Raw genomic sequence first — 15427 nt, forward strand, 5'->3', positions numbered from 1 at the left:
CGAAGTCATAGCTAACTTAGCACGACTTCAGCCGGGCGTCCAGAGTTCCACATCATTTAGCCGGGAGCTCTGAACGCACAGCGGAGAAACCTTACGCCAGGTTAGCGTCCAGGAACTCTTTCAGTTGACCTTTGGACAGCGCACCCACTTTGGTCGCTGCCACTTCGCCGTTTTTGAACAGCAGAAGGGTTGGGATGCCACGGATACCGTATTTTGGTGCGGTGCCCGGGTTCTGGTCGATGTTCAGCTTGGCAACGGTCAGTTTGCCCTGATATTCGTCGGCGATCTCATCCAGAATCGGGGCGATCATTTTGCAAGGACCACACCATTCAGCCCAGAAATCGACGAGGATCAGCCCGTCAGCCTTAAGTACGTCCGTGTCAAAACTGTCGTCAGTCAGGTGAATAATTTTATCGCTCATATATAACTCCACAGGAATAAGCCTGGTACGTTGGTTTTGTCTCCACCAACGACGTGTTGATGTCGCATTAACCAACTAAAGGTTGACTTTATTTCACCGGATACGCTTTCGTAAAGCAATAGTAAGCTGATATTCTACCACACTATGAGCAAAACACATTTAACAGAACAGAAGTTTTCCGACTTCGCGCTGCACCCGAAGGTGATTGAAGCCCTTGAAAATAAAGGGTTTCATAACTGCACGCCCATTCAGGCCCTCGCGCTGCCGCTGACGCTGGCCGGTCGCGATGTTGCCGGGCAGGCGCAAACCGGTACCGGCAAAACGATGGCGTTTTTAACGTCAACGTTTCATTATTTACTTTCTCACCCAGCGATTGCAGACCGCAAAGTTAACCAGCCGCGCGCGCTAATTATGGCCCCGACGCGAGAACTGGCGGTACAGATCCACGCAGACGCTGAACCCCTGGCGCAGGCTACGGGCCTGAAGATTGGCCTGGCCTACGGCGGCGACGGCTACGATAAACAGCTGAAAGTGCTCGAAAGCGGTGTGGATATCCTGATCGGTACCACCGGCCGTCTTATCGATTACGCCAAACAGAACCACATTAACCTCGGTGCCATCCAGGTTGTGGTGCTCGATGAAGCTGACCGCATGTACGATCTCGGCTTCATTAAAGACATTCGCTGGCTGTTCCGCCGTATGCCTCCGGCCAATCAGCGTCTGAATATGCTGTTCTCTGCAACCCTCTCATACCGCGTACGCGAACTGGCATTCGAACAGATGAACAACGCCGAATATGTAGAAGTGGAACCTGAGCAGAAAACGGGTCACCGCATTAAAGAAGAGCTCTTCTATCCTTCCAATGAAGAGAAAATGCGTCTGCTGCAAACGCTGATTGAAGAAGAGTGGCCAGATCGCGCCATCATCTTTGCGAACACCAAACATCGTTGTGAAGACATCTGGGGCCATCTGGCTGCAGACGGTCACCGTGTTGGCCTGTTGACCGGCGACGTCGCACAGAAAAAACGCCTGCGTATTTTGGAAGAGTTCACCCGTGGCGATCTCGATATTCTGGTCGCAACCGACGTGGCGGCACGTGGTTTACACATTCCAGCCGTGACGCATGTCTTTAACTACGATCTGCCAGACGACTGCGAAGACTACGTACACCGTATCGGTCGTACCGGTCGCGCGGGCGCAAGCGGACACTCTATTAGCCTTGCATGTGAAGAGTATGCGCTGAATCTCCCAGCCATTGAGACTTATATCGGTCACTCTATCCCGCAGAGCAAATACAATCCGGAAGCGCTGTTAAGCGAACTGCCGCCGCCTAAGCGTCTAACCCGCCCACGCTCCGGCAATGGTCCGCGTCGTTCAGGCGGCGCACCGCGTAATCGTCGTCGTTCAGGTTAAGAAAATATGCTCAGCTCCACCTCGCTTTATGCGGCAATTGATCTCGGTTCGAATAGTTTTCATATGCTGGTTGTGCGCGAGGTGGCGGGAAGCATACAAACGCTGACGCGCATCAAGCGCAAGGTCCGCCTCGCGGCGGGCCTGAGCAGCGATAACCACCTCTCACCTGAAGCCATGGAACGTGGCTGGCAGTGTCTGCGACTCTTTGCCGAGCGTCTGCAGGATATCCCGCATGCCCAAATCACCGTCGTCGCCACTGCGACACTTCGCCTGGCGGTTAACGCCGTGGATTTTATTGCCAGAGCGCAGGAAATTCTCGGTTGCCCGGTTCAGGTTATCAGCGGTGAAGAAGAAGCTCGTCTGATTTATCAGGGAGTTGCACACACCACGGGGGGTGACGATCGCCGCCTGGTGGTGGATATCGGCGGTGCCAGTACCGAGCTTGTGACCGGCACCGGCGCGCAGGCAACGTCGCTGTTCAGCCTCTCGATGGGCTGCGTGACCTGGCTTGAGCGCTACTTTACCGATCGTAATCTGGGTAAAGAGAACTTCGACGAGGCGGAAAACGCCGCGCGCGAGGTATTACGCCCGGTCATGGATGAACTGCGCTATCACGGCTGGAAAGTCTGCGTGGGTGCGTCCGGGACCGTGCAGGCCCTGCAGGAAATCATGATGGCGCAGGGAATGGACGAGCGGATTACGCTTGCTAAGCTTCAGCAGTTGAAACAGCGCGCCATTCAGTGCGGACGCCTGGAAGAGCTGGAAATTGAAGGCCTGACGCTCGAACGCGCGCTGGTCTTCCCGAGCGGGCTGGCCATTCTTATCGCTATTTTCACCGAGCTGAACATCCAGTGTATGACCCTGGCCGGCGGTGCGCTGCGTGAAGGCCTGGTCTACGGGATGCTGCATCTGTCGGTCGATCAGGATATCCGTAGCCGTACCCTGCGCAACGTGCAGCGTCGTTTTCTGGTTGATATCGATCAGGCAGGACGCGTATCGCAGCTGGCGTCACGCTTCGCCGATCAGGTCGCTAACGTCTGGGATCTTGATCACCTGAGCCGGGATTTACTCCTGAGCGCGTGCGCGCTACATGAAGTAGGGCTGAGCATTGATTTTAAGCAGGCACCGGCTCACGCAGCGTATCTGGTCCGCAACCTTGATTTACCGGGCTACACGCCCGCGCAGAAAAAATTGCTGGCAACGCTGCTGCTGAACCAAACCAATGCAGTCGATCTCTCCTCTCTGCATCAGCAAAACGCCGTACCGCCGCGCGTGGCCGAGCATCTCTGCCGCCTGCTGCGTCTGGCGATCCTGTTTGCCAGCCGCCGCCGCGATGATTTGCTGCCAGCCATTAATCTTGTGGCCGATGACGAGAAGCTTTCGCTGACGCTGCCGGAAAACTGGATTGAACGTCACCCGTTAGGGGCCGAGATGATCGAGCAGGAGTGCCAGTGGCAGAGCTATGTGCACTGGGTGCTGGAAGTAAAGTAATACGCTGAACATTGCCGGGTGGCGGCTTCGCCTTGCCCGGCTACTCATCATTATCCTTTCTCTTTGGCTTTAGCCAGCATGGCGCGAATGTTCGCCACGTTAGCCTGCCCCTTGTGCATCCGCTCTTCCGCGGTAATCACTTTGCGCTCCTGCTCCCAGATCAGGTCATCCTGCGGCAGTTCCAGCAGGAAACGACTCGGCTCCGGGCGGACGAGTTCGCCATACTGGCGGCGCTCTTTACACAGCGTGAACGTCAGCTCTTTCTGCGCGCGGGTGATCCCCACGTAGGCCAGGCGGCGCTCCTCATCGACGTTATCTTCATCAATGCTGCTCTGGTGCGGCAACAATCCCTCTTCCATACCAACCAGATAGACATACGGAAACTCCAGCCCTTTTGACGCATGCAGCGTCATGAGCTGAACCTGATCGGCCTCTTCTTCGCTCTCGCCGCGCTCCATCATGTCGCGCAGGGTAAAGCGGGTGACGACCTGCGTCAGGGTCATAGGCTCGTCGATTTCAGAGCCCTCCAGCATTTCGGTCATCCAGCTGAAAAGCTGGTTAACGTTCTTCATGCGCATCTCAGCCGCCTTCGGGCTGGCTGAGGTTTCATACAGCCAGGACTCATAGTCGATGCCGTGAATGAGATCGCGCACTGCAGCCACCGGCTCGCGCTCCGCGAGACGCTGTACTTCGCCGAGCCAGTGGGTGAAGCGGGTTAACGAGTCATAGCCACGCCCGGTTAACGTCTGGCTCAGCCCCATGTCAAAGCTGGCAGTAAACATACTTTTGTTGCGGGTCATCGCCCACTCGCCGAGCTTTTGCAGCGTCGCCGGGCCTATCTCGCGTTTTGGCGTATTCACAATACGCAGAAACGCGCTGTCGTCATCCGGGTTAGTGAGCACACGCAGATATGCCAGCAGGTCTTTGATCTCTGGCCGTGAGAAGAACGACGTGCCGCCCGAGATTTTGTACGGAATGCGGTTCTGCATCAGCATCTTTTCAAAGACGCGCGACTGGTGATTACCGCGATAGAGGATCGCGTAATCCTTATATTCTGTTTTGTTGACGAAGTGGTGAGCGATGAGCTCGCCCGTGACGCGCTCCGCTTCATGCTCCTCATTGTTGGCGCTGAGCACTTTCAGCTCCGTTCCATAGCCCAGTTCAGAGAAGAGACGCTTCTCAAATACGTGCGGGTTATTGGCAATCAGGATGTTTGCTGCCTTCAGGATACGCCCGGAGGAGCGGTAGTTCTGCTCGAGCTTAATCACCTGCAGCGCCGGGAAATCTTTGCTCAGCAGCACCAGGTTTTGTGGGCGCGCGCCGCGCCAGGAGTAAATTGACTGATCGTCGTCGCCTACCACGGTGAAACGCGCCCGATTCCCCACCAGCAGCTTCACCAGCTCGTACTGACTGGTGTTGGTGTCCTGATATTCATCCACCAGCAGGTAGCGGATTTTATTCTGCCAGCGCTCGCGCACCTCTTCATTGCGCTGCAGCAGCAGCGTGGGCAGCAGGATCAGGTCGTCAAAGTCCAGCACGTTGCACGCTTTCATATGCGCATCGTACAGACCGTAGCAGTGGGCGAAGATCCGATCCCGTTCGCCTTTGGCGATCGCCGCGGCCTGAGCCGGGGTCATCAGATCGTTTTTCCAGTTCGAGATCGTCGAGATCAGCTGCTGCAACAGCACTTTGTCATCTTCGATCAGCCCCTCGGTGAGCTCTTTGAGCAACGCCACCTGGTCGGTGTCATCGAAGAGGGAGAAGTTGGACTTCATTCCCAGCGCCGCATACTCGCGTTTGATGATATCCAGCCCCAGCGTGTGGAAGGTGGAGATCATCAGGCCACGCGCTTCTTTACGGCCAAGCGTCTGACCGACGCGCTCTTTCATCTCACGCGCCGCTTTATTGGTAAAGGTGACCGCCGCAATGTGTCGCGCCTGATACCCGCAGTTGCGGATCAGATGGGCGATCTTGTTGGTGATCACACGGGTTTTACCCGAACCGGCCCCTGCCAGCACCAGGCATGGTCCAGTAACGAATTCGACCGCTTGTTGTTGTCCAGGGTTTAAACGCATGGGAGTGTTGCTCAATCTTCGAACGGGGTGTGGATTGTAGCAGAAAGCCGGGCGCAGATTTACCGGCTAATGATAAAGTGGAGAAATCGCGTTTAACCCGTAGAGCAGAACCATGAAAAAGACCGCAGCAGCCCTGCATATTCTGGTAAAAGAAGAGAAACTGGCCCAGGAGATCCTGGCCAAGCTGGAGCGCGGCATCAGCTTTGATCATCTGGCGAAGCGCTACTCTAAATGCCCTTCCGGGCGCAATGGTGGGGATCTCGGCGAGTTTCAACAAGGTGCGATGGTCGGCCCGTTCGATCAGGCGGTCTTTAGCTGCCCGCTTCTGAAGCCCTACGGCCCGGTAAAAACTAAATTTGGCTACCATATCATTAAGGTGCTTTATCGCCGCTGACGCGTGGTATATTGCGCCCCGATTTATTTCAACCTATTCAAGGCACGATCATGGCAAAAACAGCAGCAGCAGTGCACATCCTCGTTAAAGAAGAGAAACTGGCTTTGGATCTTCTGGAGCAGATTAAAAACGGTGCCGACTTCGGGAAGCTGGCGAAGAAGCACTCCATCTGCCCGTCAGGCAAACGCGGCGGCGATCTGGGTGAGTTCCGCCAGGGTCAGATGGTTCCGGCGTTCGATAAAGTGGTCTTCTCCTGCCCGGTGCTGGAGCCAACCGGCCCGCTGCATACCCAGTTTGGTTATCACATCATTAAAGTGCTGTATCGCAAATAAAAAAGCCGGGTGGCGGCTGCGCCTTACCCGGCCTACATCTTACGGTTTTGTAGGTCGGGTAAGCGAAGCGCCACCCGACAAGATTGTTAACCCGCTACCGCGATACGCTTCATATCGGTCATGTAGCCACGCAGTTTGTGACCCACTTTCTCGATCTGGTGGCTGCGAATGGCTTCGTTCACATCGCGCAGCTGCGCGTTGTCCACGGCACCTTCTGCAATCGCTTTACCCAGATCGCCAGTCTGCAGAGTAGTCATAAACTCTTTCAGCAGCGGTACGCAGGCGTAAGAGAACAGGTAGTTACCATATTCCGCGGTATCAGAGATAACCACGTTCATTTCGTACAGACGCTTACGGGCGATGGTGTTCGCAATCAGCGGCAGCTCGTGCAGTGATTCGTAGTACGCAGACTCTTCGATGATGCCGGAATCCACCATGGTTTCGAACGCCAGCTCAACGCCTGCTTTCACCATCGCGATCATCAGCACGCCTTTATCGAAGTACTCCTGCTCGCCGATTTTACCTTCGTACTGTGGCGCGGTTTCGAACGCGGTTTTACCGGTCTCTTCACGCCAGGTAAGCAGTTTCTTATCGTCGTTCGCCCAGTCCGCCATCATGCCGGAAGAGAATTCGCCGGAGATAATGTCGTCCATGTGTTTCTGGAACAGCGGTGCCATGATGGTTTTCAGCTGTTCAGACAGCGCGTAAGCACGCAGTTTTGCCGGGTTGGACAGACGGTCCATCATCAGCGTAATACCGCCCTGCTTCAGCGCTTCGGTGATGGTTTCCCAGCCGAACTGAATCAGTTTTTCCGCATATGCCGGGTCGGTACCCTCTTCCACCAGCTTATCGAAGCACAGCAGAGAACCGGCCTGCAGCATGCCGCACAGAATGGTCTGCTCGCCCATCAGGTCAGATTTCACTTCGGCAACGAAGGACGATTCCAGCACGCCCGCACGGTGACCGCCGGTCGCCGCTGCCCATGCTTTGGCAATCGCCATGCCTTCGCCTTTCGGATCGTTTTCCGGGTGAACCGCGATCAGGGTCGGCACGCCGAAGCCACGCTTGTACTCTTCACGAACTTCGGTACCCGGGCACTTAGGTGCAACCATCACCACGGTGATGTCTTTACGGATCTGCTCGCCCACTTCAACGATGTTGAAGCCGTGGGAGTAACCCAGCGCCGCGCCGTCTTTCATCAGCGGCTGTACGGAACGCACAACGTCTGAGTGCTGCTTGTCCGGGGTCAGGTTAACTACCAGATCCGCCTGCGGGATCAGCTCTTCGTAGGTACCCACTTTGAAGCCGTTTTCGGTCGCTTTGCGCCAGGAAGCACGCTTCTCGGCAATCGCTTCTTTGCGCAGGGCGTAGGAGATATCCAGACCGGAGTCACGCATATTCAGGCCCTGGTTCAGACCCTGTGCGCCACAGCCGACGATGACCACTTTTTTACCCTGAAGGTAGCTCGCGCCATCGGCAAATTCGTCGCGCGCCATGAAGCGGCATTTGCCCAGCTGCGCCAGCTGCTGGCGCAAGTTCAGTGTATTAAAGTAGTTAGCCATGGGTGATACCTCGTGATGTTGTGTGTCTTATTGTTCGGTTCGCGTTTCAGCGAGAATGTACCCACATTACAACAGGAAATTTATTGCGGAAATTGATATATTCACAACGTCATGTTGCAATTTTTGCAATGTAAAAAGAGGGAGTGGAATCGGTGGATTTACGCGATCTGAAAATGTTCCTGCACCTGACGGAAAGCCGTCATTTTGGCCGCAGCGCCCGGGCGATGCACGTTAGCCCCTCCACGCTTTCACGCCAGATCCAGCGCCTTGAGGAAGACCTCGGCCAGCCCCTGTTCGTGCGCGACAACCGCACCGTCACCCTCACGGAAGCGGGCGAAGAGCTACGCATTTTTGCCCAGCAGACGCTGCTGCAGTACCAGCAGCTGCGGCACTCGATTGACCAGCAGGGGCCGTCACTTTCCGGCGAGCTGCATATTTTTTGCTCCGTGACCGCCGCCTACAGCCATCTGCCACCCATCCTTGACCGCTTCCGCGCGGCGCATCCGTCGGTTGAAATTAAGCTCACCACCGGCGATGCCTCCGACGCAATGGAAAAAGTGGTGACGGGCGAAGCGGATCTCGCCATTGCCGGGAAACCTGAAACCCTGCCGGGCGCGGTGGCATTCTCCATGCTGGAGAATCTGGCGGTGGTACTCATTGCCCCGGCCCTGCCCTGCCCGGTGCGTAACCAGGTGTCGGTGGAAAAACCGGACTGGTCCACGGTACCGTTTATCATGGCCGATCAGGGGCCGGTGCGCCGTCGTATTGAGCTGTGGTTCCGCCGCCAGAAAATCAGCAATCCGTCGATTTACGCCACGGTCAGCGGCCATGAGGCGATGGTGTCGATGGTGGCGCTCGGCTGCGGCGTGGCGCTGCTGCCGGAGGTGGTGCTGGAAAATAGCCCGGAACCGGTGCGCAATCGCGTGATGATTCTGGAGCGCAGCGATGAGAAAACGCCGTTTGAGCTTGGCGTGTGCGCACAAAAAAAGCGGCTGCATGAGCCGCTTATTGATGCGTTCTGGACGATATTGCCAAACCACTAACCTGCCAGGAAGAACCTGAACGCCGGGTTATGGGTTTCATCGTGACACTCATAGCCCAGCTCGTTCAGCCGCGTTTCGAAATCCGGCTCGTGCTCGCCCAGTTCAAACGCCGCCAGCACGCGGCCGTAGTCGGTACCGTGGCTGCGGTAGTGGAAAAGGGAGATGTTCCAGTGCGTGCCCAGCGTGTGCAGGAACTTGAGCAGCGCGCCCGGCGATTCCGGGAACTCAAAGCTGAACAGGCGTTCCCTGAGCGGCTTCGATGGACGCCCGCCGACCATGTAGCGCACGTGCAGCTTCGCCATCTCATCGTCGGAGAGATCGACTACGCTATAGCCGCCTTCATGCAGCAGGTTAAGGATCTCTTTACGCTCCTCCACGCCACGGCTCAGACGCACGCCGACAAAAATGCAGGCGTCTTTGGCATCGGCAAAACGGTAGTTAAACTCCGTCACCGAACGGCCGCCCAGCAGCTGACAAAATTTCAGGAAGCTGCCCTTCTCTTCCGGAATGGTCACCGCCAGCAGCGCTTCACGCTGTTCCCCCAGCTCGCAGCGCTCGGACACGTAGCGCAGACCGTGGAAGTTCACGTTGGCACCAGAAAGCACGTGCGCCAGACGCTCGCCGCGAATGTTGTGCTGCGCGATGTATTTTTTCATGCCCGCCAGCGCCAGAGCGCCGGACGGTTCCGCCACCGCACGAACGTCTTCGAAGAGATCCTTCATCGCCGCGCAGATCGCATCGCTATCCACCGTGACGATATCGTCGAGATATTCCCGGCACAGGCGGAAGGTTTCGTCGCCAATACGCTTCACCGCCACGCCCTCGGCAAACAGCCCGACGCGCGGCAGGTCTACCGGATGCCCGGCATCCAGCGCCGCTTTCAGGCAGGCAGAATCTTCCGCTTCCACGGCAATGACTTTGATCTGCGGCATCAGCTGTTTGATCAGCACCGCCACGCCTGCGGCTAAGCCACCGCCGCCCACCGGAACAAAGACGCGGTCGAGATGGGCATCCTGCTGCAGCAGCTCCAGCGCCAGCGTGCCCTGCCCGGCAATCACCATCGGGTGGTCGAACGGCGGCACCCAGGTGAAACCCTGCTGCTGCGCCAGCTCAATCGCTTTGGCTTTTGCTTCGTCAAAGTTAGCCCCGTGGAGTAATACTTCACCGCCGAAACCGCGCACCGCGTCGACCTTGATGTCTGCGGTAGCAACCGGCATCACGATCAGCGCTTTCAGCCCCAGACGAGCAGACGAGAACGCCACGCCCTGCGCGTGGTTGCCCGCCGACGCGGTAATCACGCCGCGCGCTTTTTGCTCATCGGTCAGTCCGGCCATCATCGCGTAGGCACCGCGCAGCTTGAAGCTGTGCACCGGCTGGCGGTCTTCGCGCTTCACCAGAATGACGTTGTCGAGGCGCGAAGAGAGCTTTTCCATTTTCTGCAGGGGCGTGACCTGCACGGCTTCATAGACCGGTGCGCGCAGCACCGCCCTGAGATATTCCGCCCCCTCAGGGGCGGCGGATAAGGGTTGTGACTCGGCCATCGTTAGCCCCCGAGTTTCGATTTATCGCGCACCGCGCCTTTATCTGCACTGGTGGCAAGGCTCGCGTAGGCGCGCAGGGCAAAGGAGACTTCGCGCTGGCGATCTTTGGGCGTCCAGGCTTTGTCGCCGCGCGCTTCCTGCGCTTCACGACGGGCTGCGATCTCCTGGTCACTCAGCTTGAGCTGAATGCCGCGATTCGGAATGTCGATTTCGATCAGATCGCCGTCTTCGATGATGGCAATGTTGCCGCCGCTTGCCGCTTCCGGGGAAACGTGGCCGATAGAGAGGCCGGAAGTACCGCCGGAGAAACGCCCGTCGGTGATCAGCGCGCAGGCTTTACCGAGGCCCATCGATTTCAGGAAGGTGGTTGGGTAGAGCATCTCCTGCATGCCCGGACCGCCTTTCGGCCCTTCGTAGCGAATAACAACCACGTCGCCTTCAACCACTTTACCGCCAAGGATGGCGTCTACCGCTTCATCCTGGCTTTCGTACACCTTCGCCGGACCGGTGAATTTCAGGATGCTGTCGTCCACGCCTGCGGTTTTCACGATGCAGCCATTTTCCGCAAAGTTTCCGTACAGCACGGCCAGGCCGCCGTCTTTGCTGTAGGCGTGTTCCAGCGAGCGGATGCAGCCTTCGGCGCGGTCATCGTCCAGCGTGTCCCAGCGGCAATCCTGGGAGAAGGCCTGCGTGGTACGAATACCGGCAGGACCGGCGCGGAACATTTTTTTCACCGCGTCGTCTTTGGTCAGCATCACGTCGAACTGGTCCAGCGATTCCGGCAGCGTCACCCCGAGCACGTTTTTCACGTCACGGTTCAGCAGACCGGCGCGATCCAGCTCGCCCAAAATACCGATTACACCACCGGCACGGTGCACGTCTTCCATATGGTACTTCTGGGTACTCGGCGCGACCTTACACAGCTGCGGGACTTTGCGGGACAGCTTGTCGATGTCGCTCATGGTAAAGTCGATTTCGGCTTCCTGCGCGGCGGCCAGCAGGTGCAGCACGGTGTTGGTAGAGCCGCCCATGGCGATATCCAGCGTCATGGCGTTTTCGAACGCGGCTTTACTGGCAATGCTGCGCGGCAGAGCGCTGGCGTCGTCCTGCTCGTAGTAGCGTTTGGTCAGCTCAACGATGCGCTTACCGGCGTTGAGGAACAGCTGCTTACGGTCGGCGTGGGTCGCCAGCAGCGAGCCGTTGCCCGGCTGAGACAGGCCCAGCGCTTCGGTCAGGCAGTTCATGGAGTTCGCCGTGAACATACCGGAACAGGAGCCGCAGGTCGGACACGCGGAGCGTTCCACCTGATCGCTCTGCTCGTCAGAGACTTTCGGGTCCGCGCCCTGGATCATCGCATCGACCAGGTCGAGCTTGATGATTTTGTCGGAGAGCTTGGTTTTCCCCGCTTCCATTGGGCCACCGGAGACGAAGATCACCGGAATATTCAGACGCAGGGAAGCCATCAGCATCCCCGGGGTGATTTTGTCGCAGTTGGAGATACAGACCATGGCATCGGCGCAGTGGGCGTTAACCATGTACTCTACGGAGTCGGCGATCAGCTCGCGCGACGGCAGTGAATAGAGCATGCCCCCGTGACCCATCGCGATACCGTCATCGACCGCAATGGTGTTGAACTCTTTCGCCACGCCGCCGGAGGCTTCGATTTGCTCGGCTACCAGTTTACCCAGATCGCGCAGGTGCACGTGGCCCGGTACGAACTGGGTGAAGGAGTTCACCACGGCGATAATCGGCTTACCGAAATCGGCGTCGGTCATTCCAGTGGCGCGCCACAGCGCGCGGGCACCCGCCATGTTGCGGCCGTGGGTGGTGGTGGCTGAACGATACTTAGGCATGCTTTATTGACTCCCGTCTGACTATGTAATGGGACGGTGCGTGCCGTCCCAAATTTATGCTTAGTGATTAACCTGATCCAACCAGCCGTATTTATCTTCTGTTTCGCCGGTGAAGAGGCCAAAGAACGCTTTCTGAATGCGTTTGGTGACCGGGCCACAGCGGCCTTCGCCCACCTGAATACCGTCTACGCTGCGCACCGGGGTGATTTCAGCCGCGGTACCGGACATAAACACTTCATCGGCCAGGTACAGGGATTCGCGGGACAGCACCTGCTCGCGCACTTCGATACCCAGGTCTTTCGCCAGCTTGATGATGGCGTCACGGGTGATGCCCGGCAGCGCGGAGGAGGTGAATGGTGGCGTAAACAGAATGCCGTCTTTCACTTCAAACAGGTTTTCACCTGCGCCTTCGGAGATGTAGCCATTCACATCGAGCGCGATACCTTCCTGGTAACCGTGACGGCGCGCTTCGCTGCCGACCAGCAATGAAGAGAGGTAGTTACCGCCCGCTTTCGCGGCGGTCGGGATGGTGTTTGGCGCAACGCGGTTCCAGGAAGAGACCATTGCGTCGATCCCCTGCTCCAGGGCTTCAGCACCCAGGTAAGCACCCCACGGGAACGCGGCAATGATCACATCAGTGGTATAGCCGGCCGGCGGGTTCACGCCCATACCGACGTCACCCACGAAGACCAGCGGACGAATATAGGCGCTGGTGAGGTTGTTCTTACGGATCACGTCGCGGCAGGCTTCCATCAGCTCATCAACGCTCTGAGATACCGGGAAACGATAAATTTTGGCTGAGTCATGCAGACGCTGCATGTGTTCGCGATGGCGGAACACCACTGGCCCTTTGTGAGAATCGTAGCAGCGGATGCCTTCAAACACGGAGGTACCGTAGTGCAGCGCGTGGGACATCACGTGGACCTTCGCGTCCTCCCAGCGAACCATCTCACCGTTGAACCAAATGTAATCAGCTTTTTTTGTCGTCATTTTTTCGTCCTGTCACGCTTAAGCGCGGATTTGTTGTGATGTGGTTGTGCTCTGGCAGATGGCAACATGGGCAACGTCTACCAGCTTTGATAACTGACTAAACAGTAAGTCGACCGACCGCGGGCTGGCAACGGTTAATTCGATACTGATATTCCGGGCGTCAGTGGCTGTCTCCATATTCATAGAGCAAATCTGAAAACCACGATGACGCACCACACGCAAAACGCGTTCTAAAGTTTCCGGGTTGAAGCGAGCCTGTACGGCGACCTGATGCTGCATCATGATAATTTCTCCATCATTTGTGAGTTACTGGCACCAGGCGGTACCAGCGGCCAGACGTTCTCGAGTTCGTCGATTGAGACATGAAGCAGGTAAGGCCCATCGCTGTTCAGCATGGTGTCGAGCGCCGCTTCAACCTGATCTTTACGGGTGATGTGCTGGCCAGGGATGCCAAAGGCGCTGGCCAGGGTGAGGAAATCGGGGTTATCGGTGAGAGTCGTTTCGCTGTAGCGCTCCTGGAAGAACAGCTGTTGCCACTGGCGAACCATCCCTAAACGCTGGTTGTCGAGCAAGACGATTTTCAGCGGCAACTGCTTGCGTTTAACGGTGCCGAGCTCCTGGACGTTCATCATGAAGGAGCCGTCACCGGAGATACAGATAACGGTATCGTTCGGGCGGGCGACCTGCGCGCCAACGGCTGCTGGCAGACCGAAGCCCATCGTCCCTAACCCACTGGAGGTGATGAAATTTTCCGGGCTGGTGTAGGTCATATGCTGCGCGGACCACATCTGGTGCTGGCCGACGTCGGTGGTGACGACGCTATCAGCAGGTTTGCGATCCGACAACTGCTTCAACAGCAGCGGCGCGTAGATGGCCTCGCCGGGGTGATCGTAACGCCATGCGTGCTCGGCGCGCATATCGGCGGTGTGCTGACGCCATGCGTTGATATCCAGCGGCTTCTGCAATGCCGGTAACAGCGCGTTGAGATCGCCCTGCAGCGCAACGTGCGCCTGACGCAGCTTGTTCATCTCCGCCGGGTCGATATCCATATGGATGACTTTAGCGTTCGGCGCAAAGGTATTCAGCTTGCCGGTGACGCGGTCGTCAAAACGGGCACCTACGGCGATGAGCAGATCGCACTCCTGCACCGCCAGGTTTGCCGCTTTGGTGCCGTGCATCCCCAGCATGCCCAGATAGTACGGGTAGTCTGCATCTACCGCACCCAACCCTTTCAGCGTGCAGGTGGCAGGTATTTGCGTTACCGCGATAAATTCACGCAGGGCGGGAACGGCCTGCGCCATCCCGACGCCACCGCCGACGTACAGCATCGGCTGTTTCGCCTGCGCCATCATCTGACGGGCCTCTTCAACTTCCGCATGCGGAAACGCGTCGTCGCTTTCAACGGTGGAGAAGTGGGGTTCCAGATCGCCAGGTGCCACCTGGATATCTTTCGGGATATCGACCAGAACCGGACCAGGACGGCCTGAGCTGGCCACTTCGAAAGCTTCTGCTATTACGCGCGGCAGCTCTTCCAGAGACTGAACGAGGAAACTGTGTTTGGTGCAGGCCAGCGATAAACCCAGTACATCGACTTCCTGAAAAGCGTCGGTACCGATGAACGGAGACGCCACCTGCCCGGTGATGGCGACAACGGGAACGGAATCCAGCAGCGCGTCAGCCAGGCCGGTGATGAGGTTAGTTGCGCCCGGGCCTGACGTCGCCATACACACGCCGGTTTTGCCGGTCGAGCGGGCGTAGCCAATGGCCGCCATCACTGCGCCCTGCTCGTGTCGGCACAAGAGATGTTCCACGCCGCCGTCATACAGTGCATCGTAAATCGGCATAATTGCGCCACCTGGATAACCGAATACTGTCTCGACTCCCTGCGCGCGCAACGCATGTACTACCCACTGTGCCCCATTCATAGTTAGTTCCCCGTCATAAATCGGGAGAAACAGAATTTTGTGCTAGTCGTCATTCTCTGCTCCTCATTTACGTTTTTTAGTCATAAAAAAACCCCCGGACCTTTCGGTGCGGGGGTCTTAGTTCGTTAAGGCTTGATTTCTAAGCCTTTCCTCGTCCAAGTGCAGCCCCGCACGGTGGGATAATAATCACCACCACGCTAATCACGACCAGGCTAATCACTCGTAGAAGGGCTGTCATTTTCAGTTCTTTTTGCATCTTGTTCGAAGGAATACCTAAAGAGTTATCACAGTTTTTAAATCAAACACAAGATTTATTTATGACGGATTTGATTAGGCAGCGAATCATATTTCTTAAAAGCTTTGTTTTATATAAAGAAATTAGAAAAT

General features: G+C 57.1%; 15 protein-coding genes. 5 read left to right on the forward strand and 10 right to left on the reverse strand.

What is annotated here, in order from left to right; genetic code table 11:
* Nucleotides 1-91: 91 nt before the first annotated feature.
* Nucleotides 92-421, reverse strand: a complete 330-nt coding sequence (gene trxA / locus ELK40_RS21865; protein WP_006179218.1) for a thioredoxin TrxA — start codon at nucleotides 419-421, stop codon at nucleotides 92-94.
* 144 nt (nucleotides 422-565) lie between these two features.
* On the opposite strand from trxA, the gene rhlB reads away from it, so the two are divergent.
* Both rhlB and gppA read left to right on the forward strand, forming a co-directional pair.
* Nucleotides 566-1834 (forward strand): ATP-dependent RNA helicase RhlB, encoded by a 1269-nt coding sequence (rhlB, locus tag ELK40_RS21870; protein WP_111963512.1) that lies wholly within the window; start codon nucleotides 566-568, stop codon nucleotides 1832-1834.
* Nucleotides 1835-1840: 6 nt separating this feature from the next.
* Nucleotides 1841-3325 carry a guanosine-5'-triphosphate,3'-diphosphate diphosphatase gene (gene gppA / locus ELK40_RS21875; RefSeq protein WP_021242833.1) on the forward strand — a complete coding sequence of 495 codons (1485 nt, stop codon included), beginning with the start codon at nucleotides 1841-1843 and terminating at the stop codon, nucleotides 3323-3325.
* A 50-nt stretch (nucleotides 3326-3375) separates the two neighbouring features.
* On the opposite strand, the gene rep is transcribed toward gppA, so the two are convergent.
* Complete coding sequence (rep, locus tag ELK40_RS21880; protein WP_127732606.1) at nucleotides 3376-5400, reverse strand: DNA helicase Rep; 2025 nt, start codon at nucleotides 5398-5400, stop codon at nucleotides 3376-3378.
* Between the two features lie 112 nt (nucleotides 5401-5512).
* Here rep and ppiC (ELK40_RS21885) point away from each other — a divergent pair, with 112 nt between their 5' ends.
* Nucleotides 5513-5794: a peptidylprolyl isomerase PpiC gene (ppiC, locus tag ELK40_RS21885; protein WP_004886860.1), complete on the forward strand. Its 282-nt coding sequence runs from the start codon at nucleotides 5513-5515 to the stop codon at nucleotides 5792-5794.
* A 50-nt stretch (nucleotides 5795-5844) separates the two neighbouring features.
* Nucleotides 5845-6126: a peptidylprolyl isomerase PpiC gene (gene ppiC, locus ELK40_RS21890; protein WP_023309650.1), complete on the forward strand. Its 282-nt coding sequence runs from the start codon at nucleotides 5845-5847 to the stop codon at nucleotides 6124-6126.
* An 86-nt stretch (nucleotides 6127-6212) separates the two neighbouring features.
* On the opposite strand, the gene ilvC is transcribed toward ppiC (ELK40_RS21890), so the two are convergent.
* Nucleotides 6213-7688 carry a ketol-acid reductoisomerase gene (gene ilvC / locus ELK40_RS21895; protein ID WP_021242831.1) on the reverse strand — a complete coding sequence of 492 codons (1476 nt, stop codon included), beginning with the start codon at nucleotides 7686-7688 and terminating at the stop codon, nucleotides 6213-6215.
* A 152-nt stretch (nucleotides 7689-7840) separates the two neighbouring features.
* Here ilvC and ilvY point away from each other — a divergent pair, with 152 nt between their 5' ends.
* On the forward strand, nucleotides 7841-8731 hold the full coding sequence (ilvY, locus tag ELK40_RS21900; RefSeq protein ID WP_111963506.1) for an HTH-type transcriptional activator IlvY: 891 nt from the start codon (nucleotides 7841-7843) through the stop codon (nucleotides 8729-8731).
* Here the strand turns inward: ilvY and ilvA are convergent.
* The 7 genes from ilvA to ilvL form a co-directional block, all read right to left on the reverse strand.
* Nucleotides 8728-10272 carry a threonine ammonia-lyase, biosynthetic gene (gene ilvA, locus ELK40_RS21905; RefSeq protein WP_039267211.1) on the reverse strand — a complete coding sequence of 515 codons (1545 nt, stop codon included), beginning with the start codon at nucleotides 10270-10272 and terminating at the stop codon, nucleotides 8728-8730. The two genes, ilvY and ilvA, sit on opposite strands and share 4 nt — an antisense overlap.
* 2 nt (nucleotides 10273-10274) lie before the next feature.
* Nucleotides 10275-12125 (reverse strand): dihydroxy-acid dehydratase, encoded by a 1851-nt coding sequence (ilvD, locus tag ELK40_RS21910; protein ID WP_127732608.1) that lies wholly within the window; start codon nucleotides 12123-12125, stop codon nucleotides 10275-10277.
* A gap of 60 nt (nucleotides 12126-12185) precedes the next feature.
* A complete protein-coding gene (gene ilvE / locus ELK40_RS21915) occupies nucleotides 12186-13115 on the reverse strand; it encodes a branched-chain-amino-acid transaminase (protein WP_127732610.1) in 930 nt (309 codons plus the stop codon).
* Nucleotides 13116-13133: 18 nt separating this feature from the next.
* Nucleotides 13134-13397 (reverse strand): acetolactate synthase 2 small subunit, encoded by a 264-nt coding sequence (gene ilvM / locus ELK40_RS21920; RefSeq protein WP_024907956.1) that lies wholly within the window; start codon nucleotides 13395-13397, stop codon nucleotides 13134-13136.
* Nucleotides 13394-15040: an acetolactate synthase 2 catalytic subunit gene (ilvG, locus tag ELK40_RS21925; RefSeq protein WP_127732612.1), complete on the reverse strand. Its 1647-nt coding sequence runs from the start codon at nucleotides 15038-15040 to the stop codon at nucleotides 13394-13396. The genes ilvM and ilvG overlap by 4 nt, the downstream gene beginning before the upstream one ends.
* 2 nt (nucleotides 15041-15042) lie before the next feature.
* A complete protein-coding gene (gene ilvX, locus ELK40_RS22795) occupies nucleotides 15043-15093 on the reverse strand; it encodes a peptide IlvX (RefSeq protein WP_166792073.1) in 51 nt (16 codons plus the stop codon).
* An 86-nt stretch (nucleotides 15094-15179) separates the two neighbouring features.
* A complete protein-coding gene (gene ilvL, locus ELK40_RS21930) occupies nucleotides 15180-15278 on the reverse strand; it encodes an ilv operon leader peptide (protein ID WP_001311244.1) in 99 nt (32 codons plus the stop codon).
* Between the last annotated feature and the right edge of the window lie 149 nt (nucleotides 15279-15427).

Source organism: Enterobacter sp. N18-03635 (assembly GCF_004006055.1).
In the GTDB taxonomy this organism is placed as follows: domain Bacteria; phylum Pseudomonadota; class Gammaproteobacteria; order Enterobacterales; family Enterobacteriaceae; genus Enterobacter; species Enterobacter vonholyi.

Bases quoted from the DNA above. Each gene is read 5' to 3' on its own strand.
- trxA (WP_006179218.1), bottom strand. From the start codon at position 421: ATGAGCGATAAAATTATTCACCTGACTGACGACAGTTTTGACACGGAC.
- rhlB (WP_111963512.1), top strand. From the start codon at position 566: ATGAGCAAAACACATTTAACAGAACAGAAGTTTTCCGACTTCGCGCTG.
- gppA (WP_021242833.1), top strand. From the start codon at position 1,841: ATGCTCAGCTCCACCTCGCTTTATGCGGCAATTGATCTCGGTTCGAAT.
- rep (WP_127732606.1), bottom strand. From the start codon at position 5,400: ATGCGTTTAAACCCTGGACAACAACAAGCGGTCGAATTCGTTACTGGA.
- ppiC (WP_004886860.1), top strand. From the start codon at position 5,513: ATGAAAAAGACCGCAGCAGCCCTGCATATTCTGGTAAAAGAAGAGAAA.
- ppiC (WP_023309650.1), top strand. From the start codon at position 5,845: ATGGCAAAAACAGCAGCAGCAGTGCACATCCTCGTTAAAGAAGAGAAA.
- ilvC (WP_021242831.1), bottom strand. From the start codon at position 7,688: ATGGCTAACTACTTTAATACACTGAACTTGCGCCAGCAGCTGGCGCAG.
- ilvA (WP_039267211.1), bottom strand. From the start codon at position 10,272: ATGGCCGAGTCACAACCCTTATCCGCCGCCCCTGAGGGGGCGGAATAT.
- ilvD (WP_127732608.1), bottom strand. From the start codon at position 12,125: ATGCCTAAGTATCGTTCAGCCACCACCACCCACGGCCGCAACATGGCG.
- ilvE (WP_127732610.1), bottom strand. From the start codon at position 13,115: ATGACGACAAAAAAAGCTGATTACATTTGGTTCAACGGTGAGATGGTT.
- ilvM (WP_024907956.1), bottom strand. From the start codon at position 13,397: ATGATGCAGCATCAGGTCGCCGTACAGGCTCGCTTCAACCCGGAAACT.
- ilvG (WP_127732612.1), bottom strand. From the start codon at position 15,040: ATGAATGGGGCACAGTGGGTAGTACATGCGTTGCGCGCGCAGGGAGTC.
- ilvL (WP_001311244.1), bottom strand. From the start codon at position 15,278: ATGACAGCCCTTCTACGAGTGATTAGCCTGGTCGTGATTAGCGTGGTG.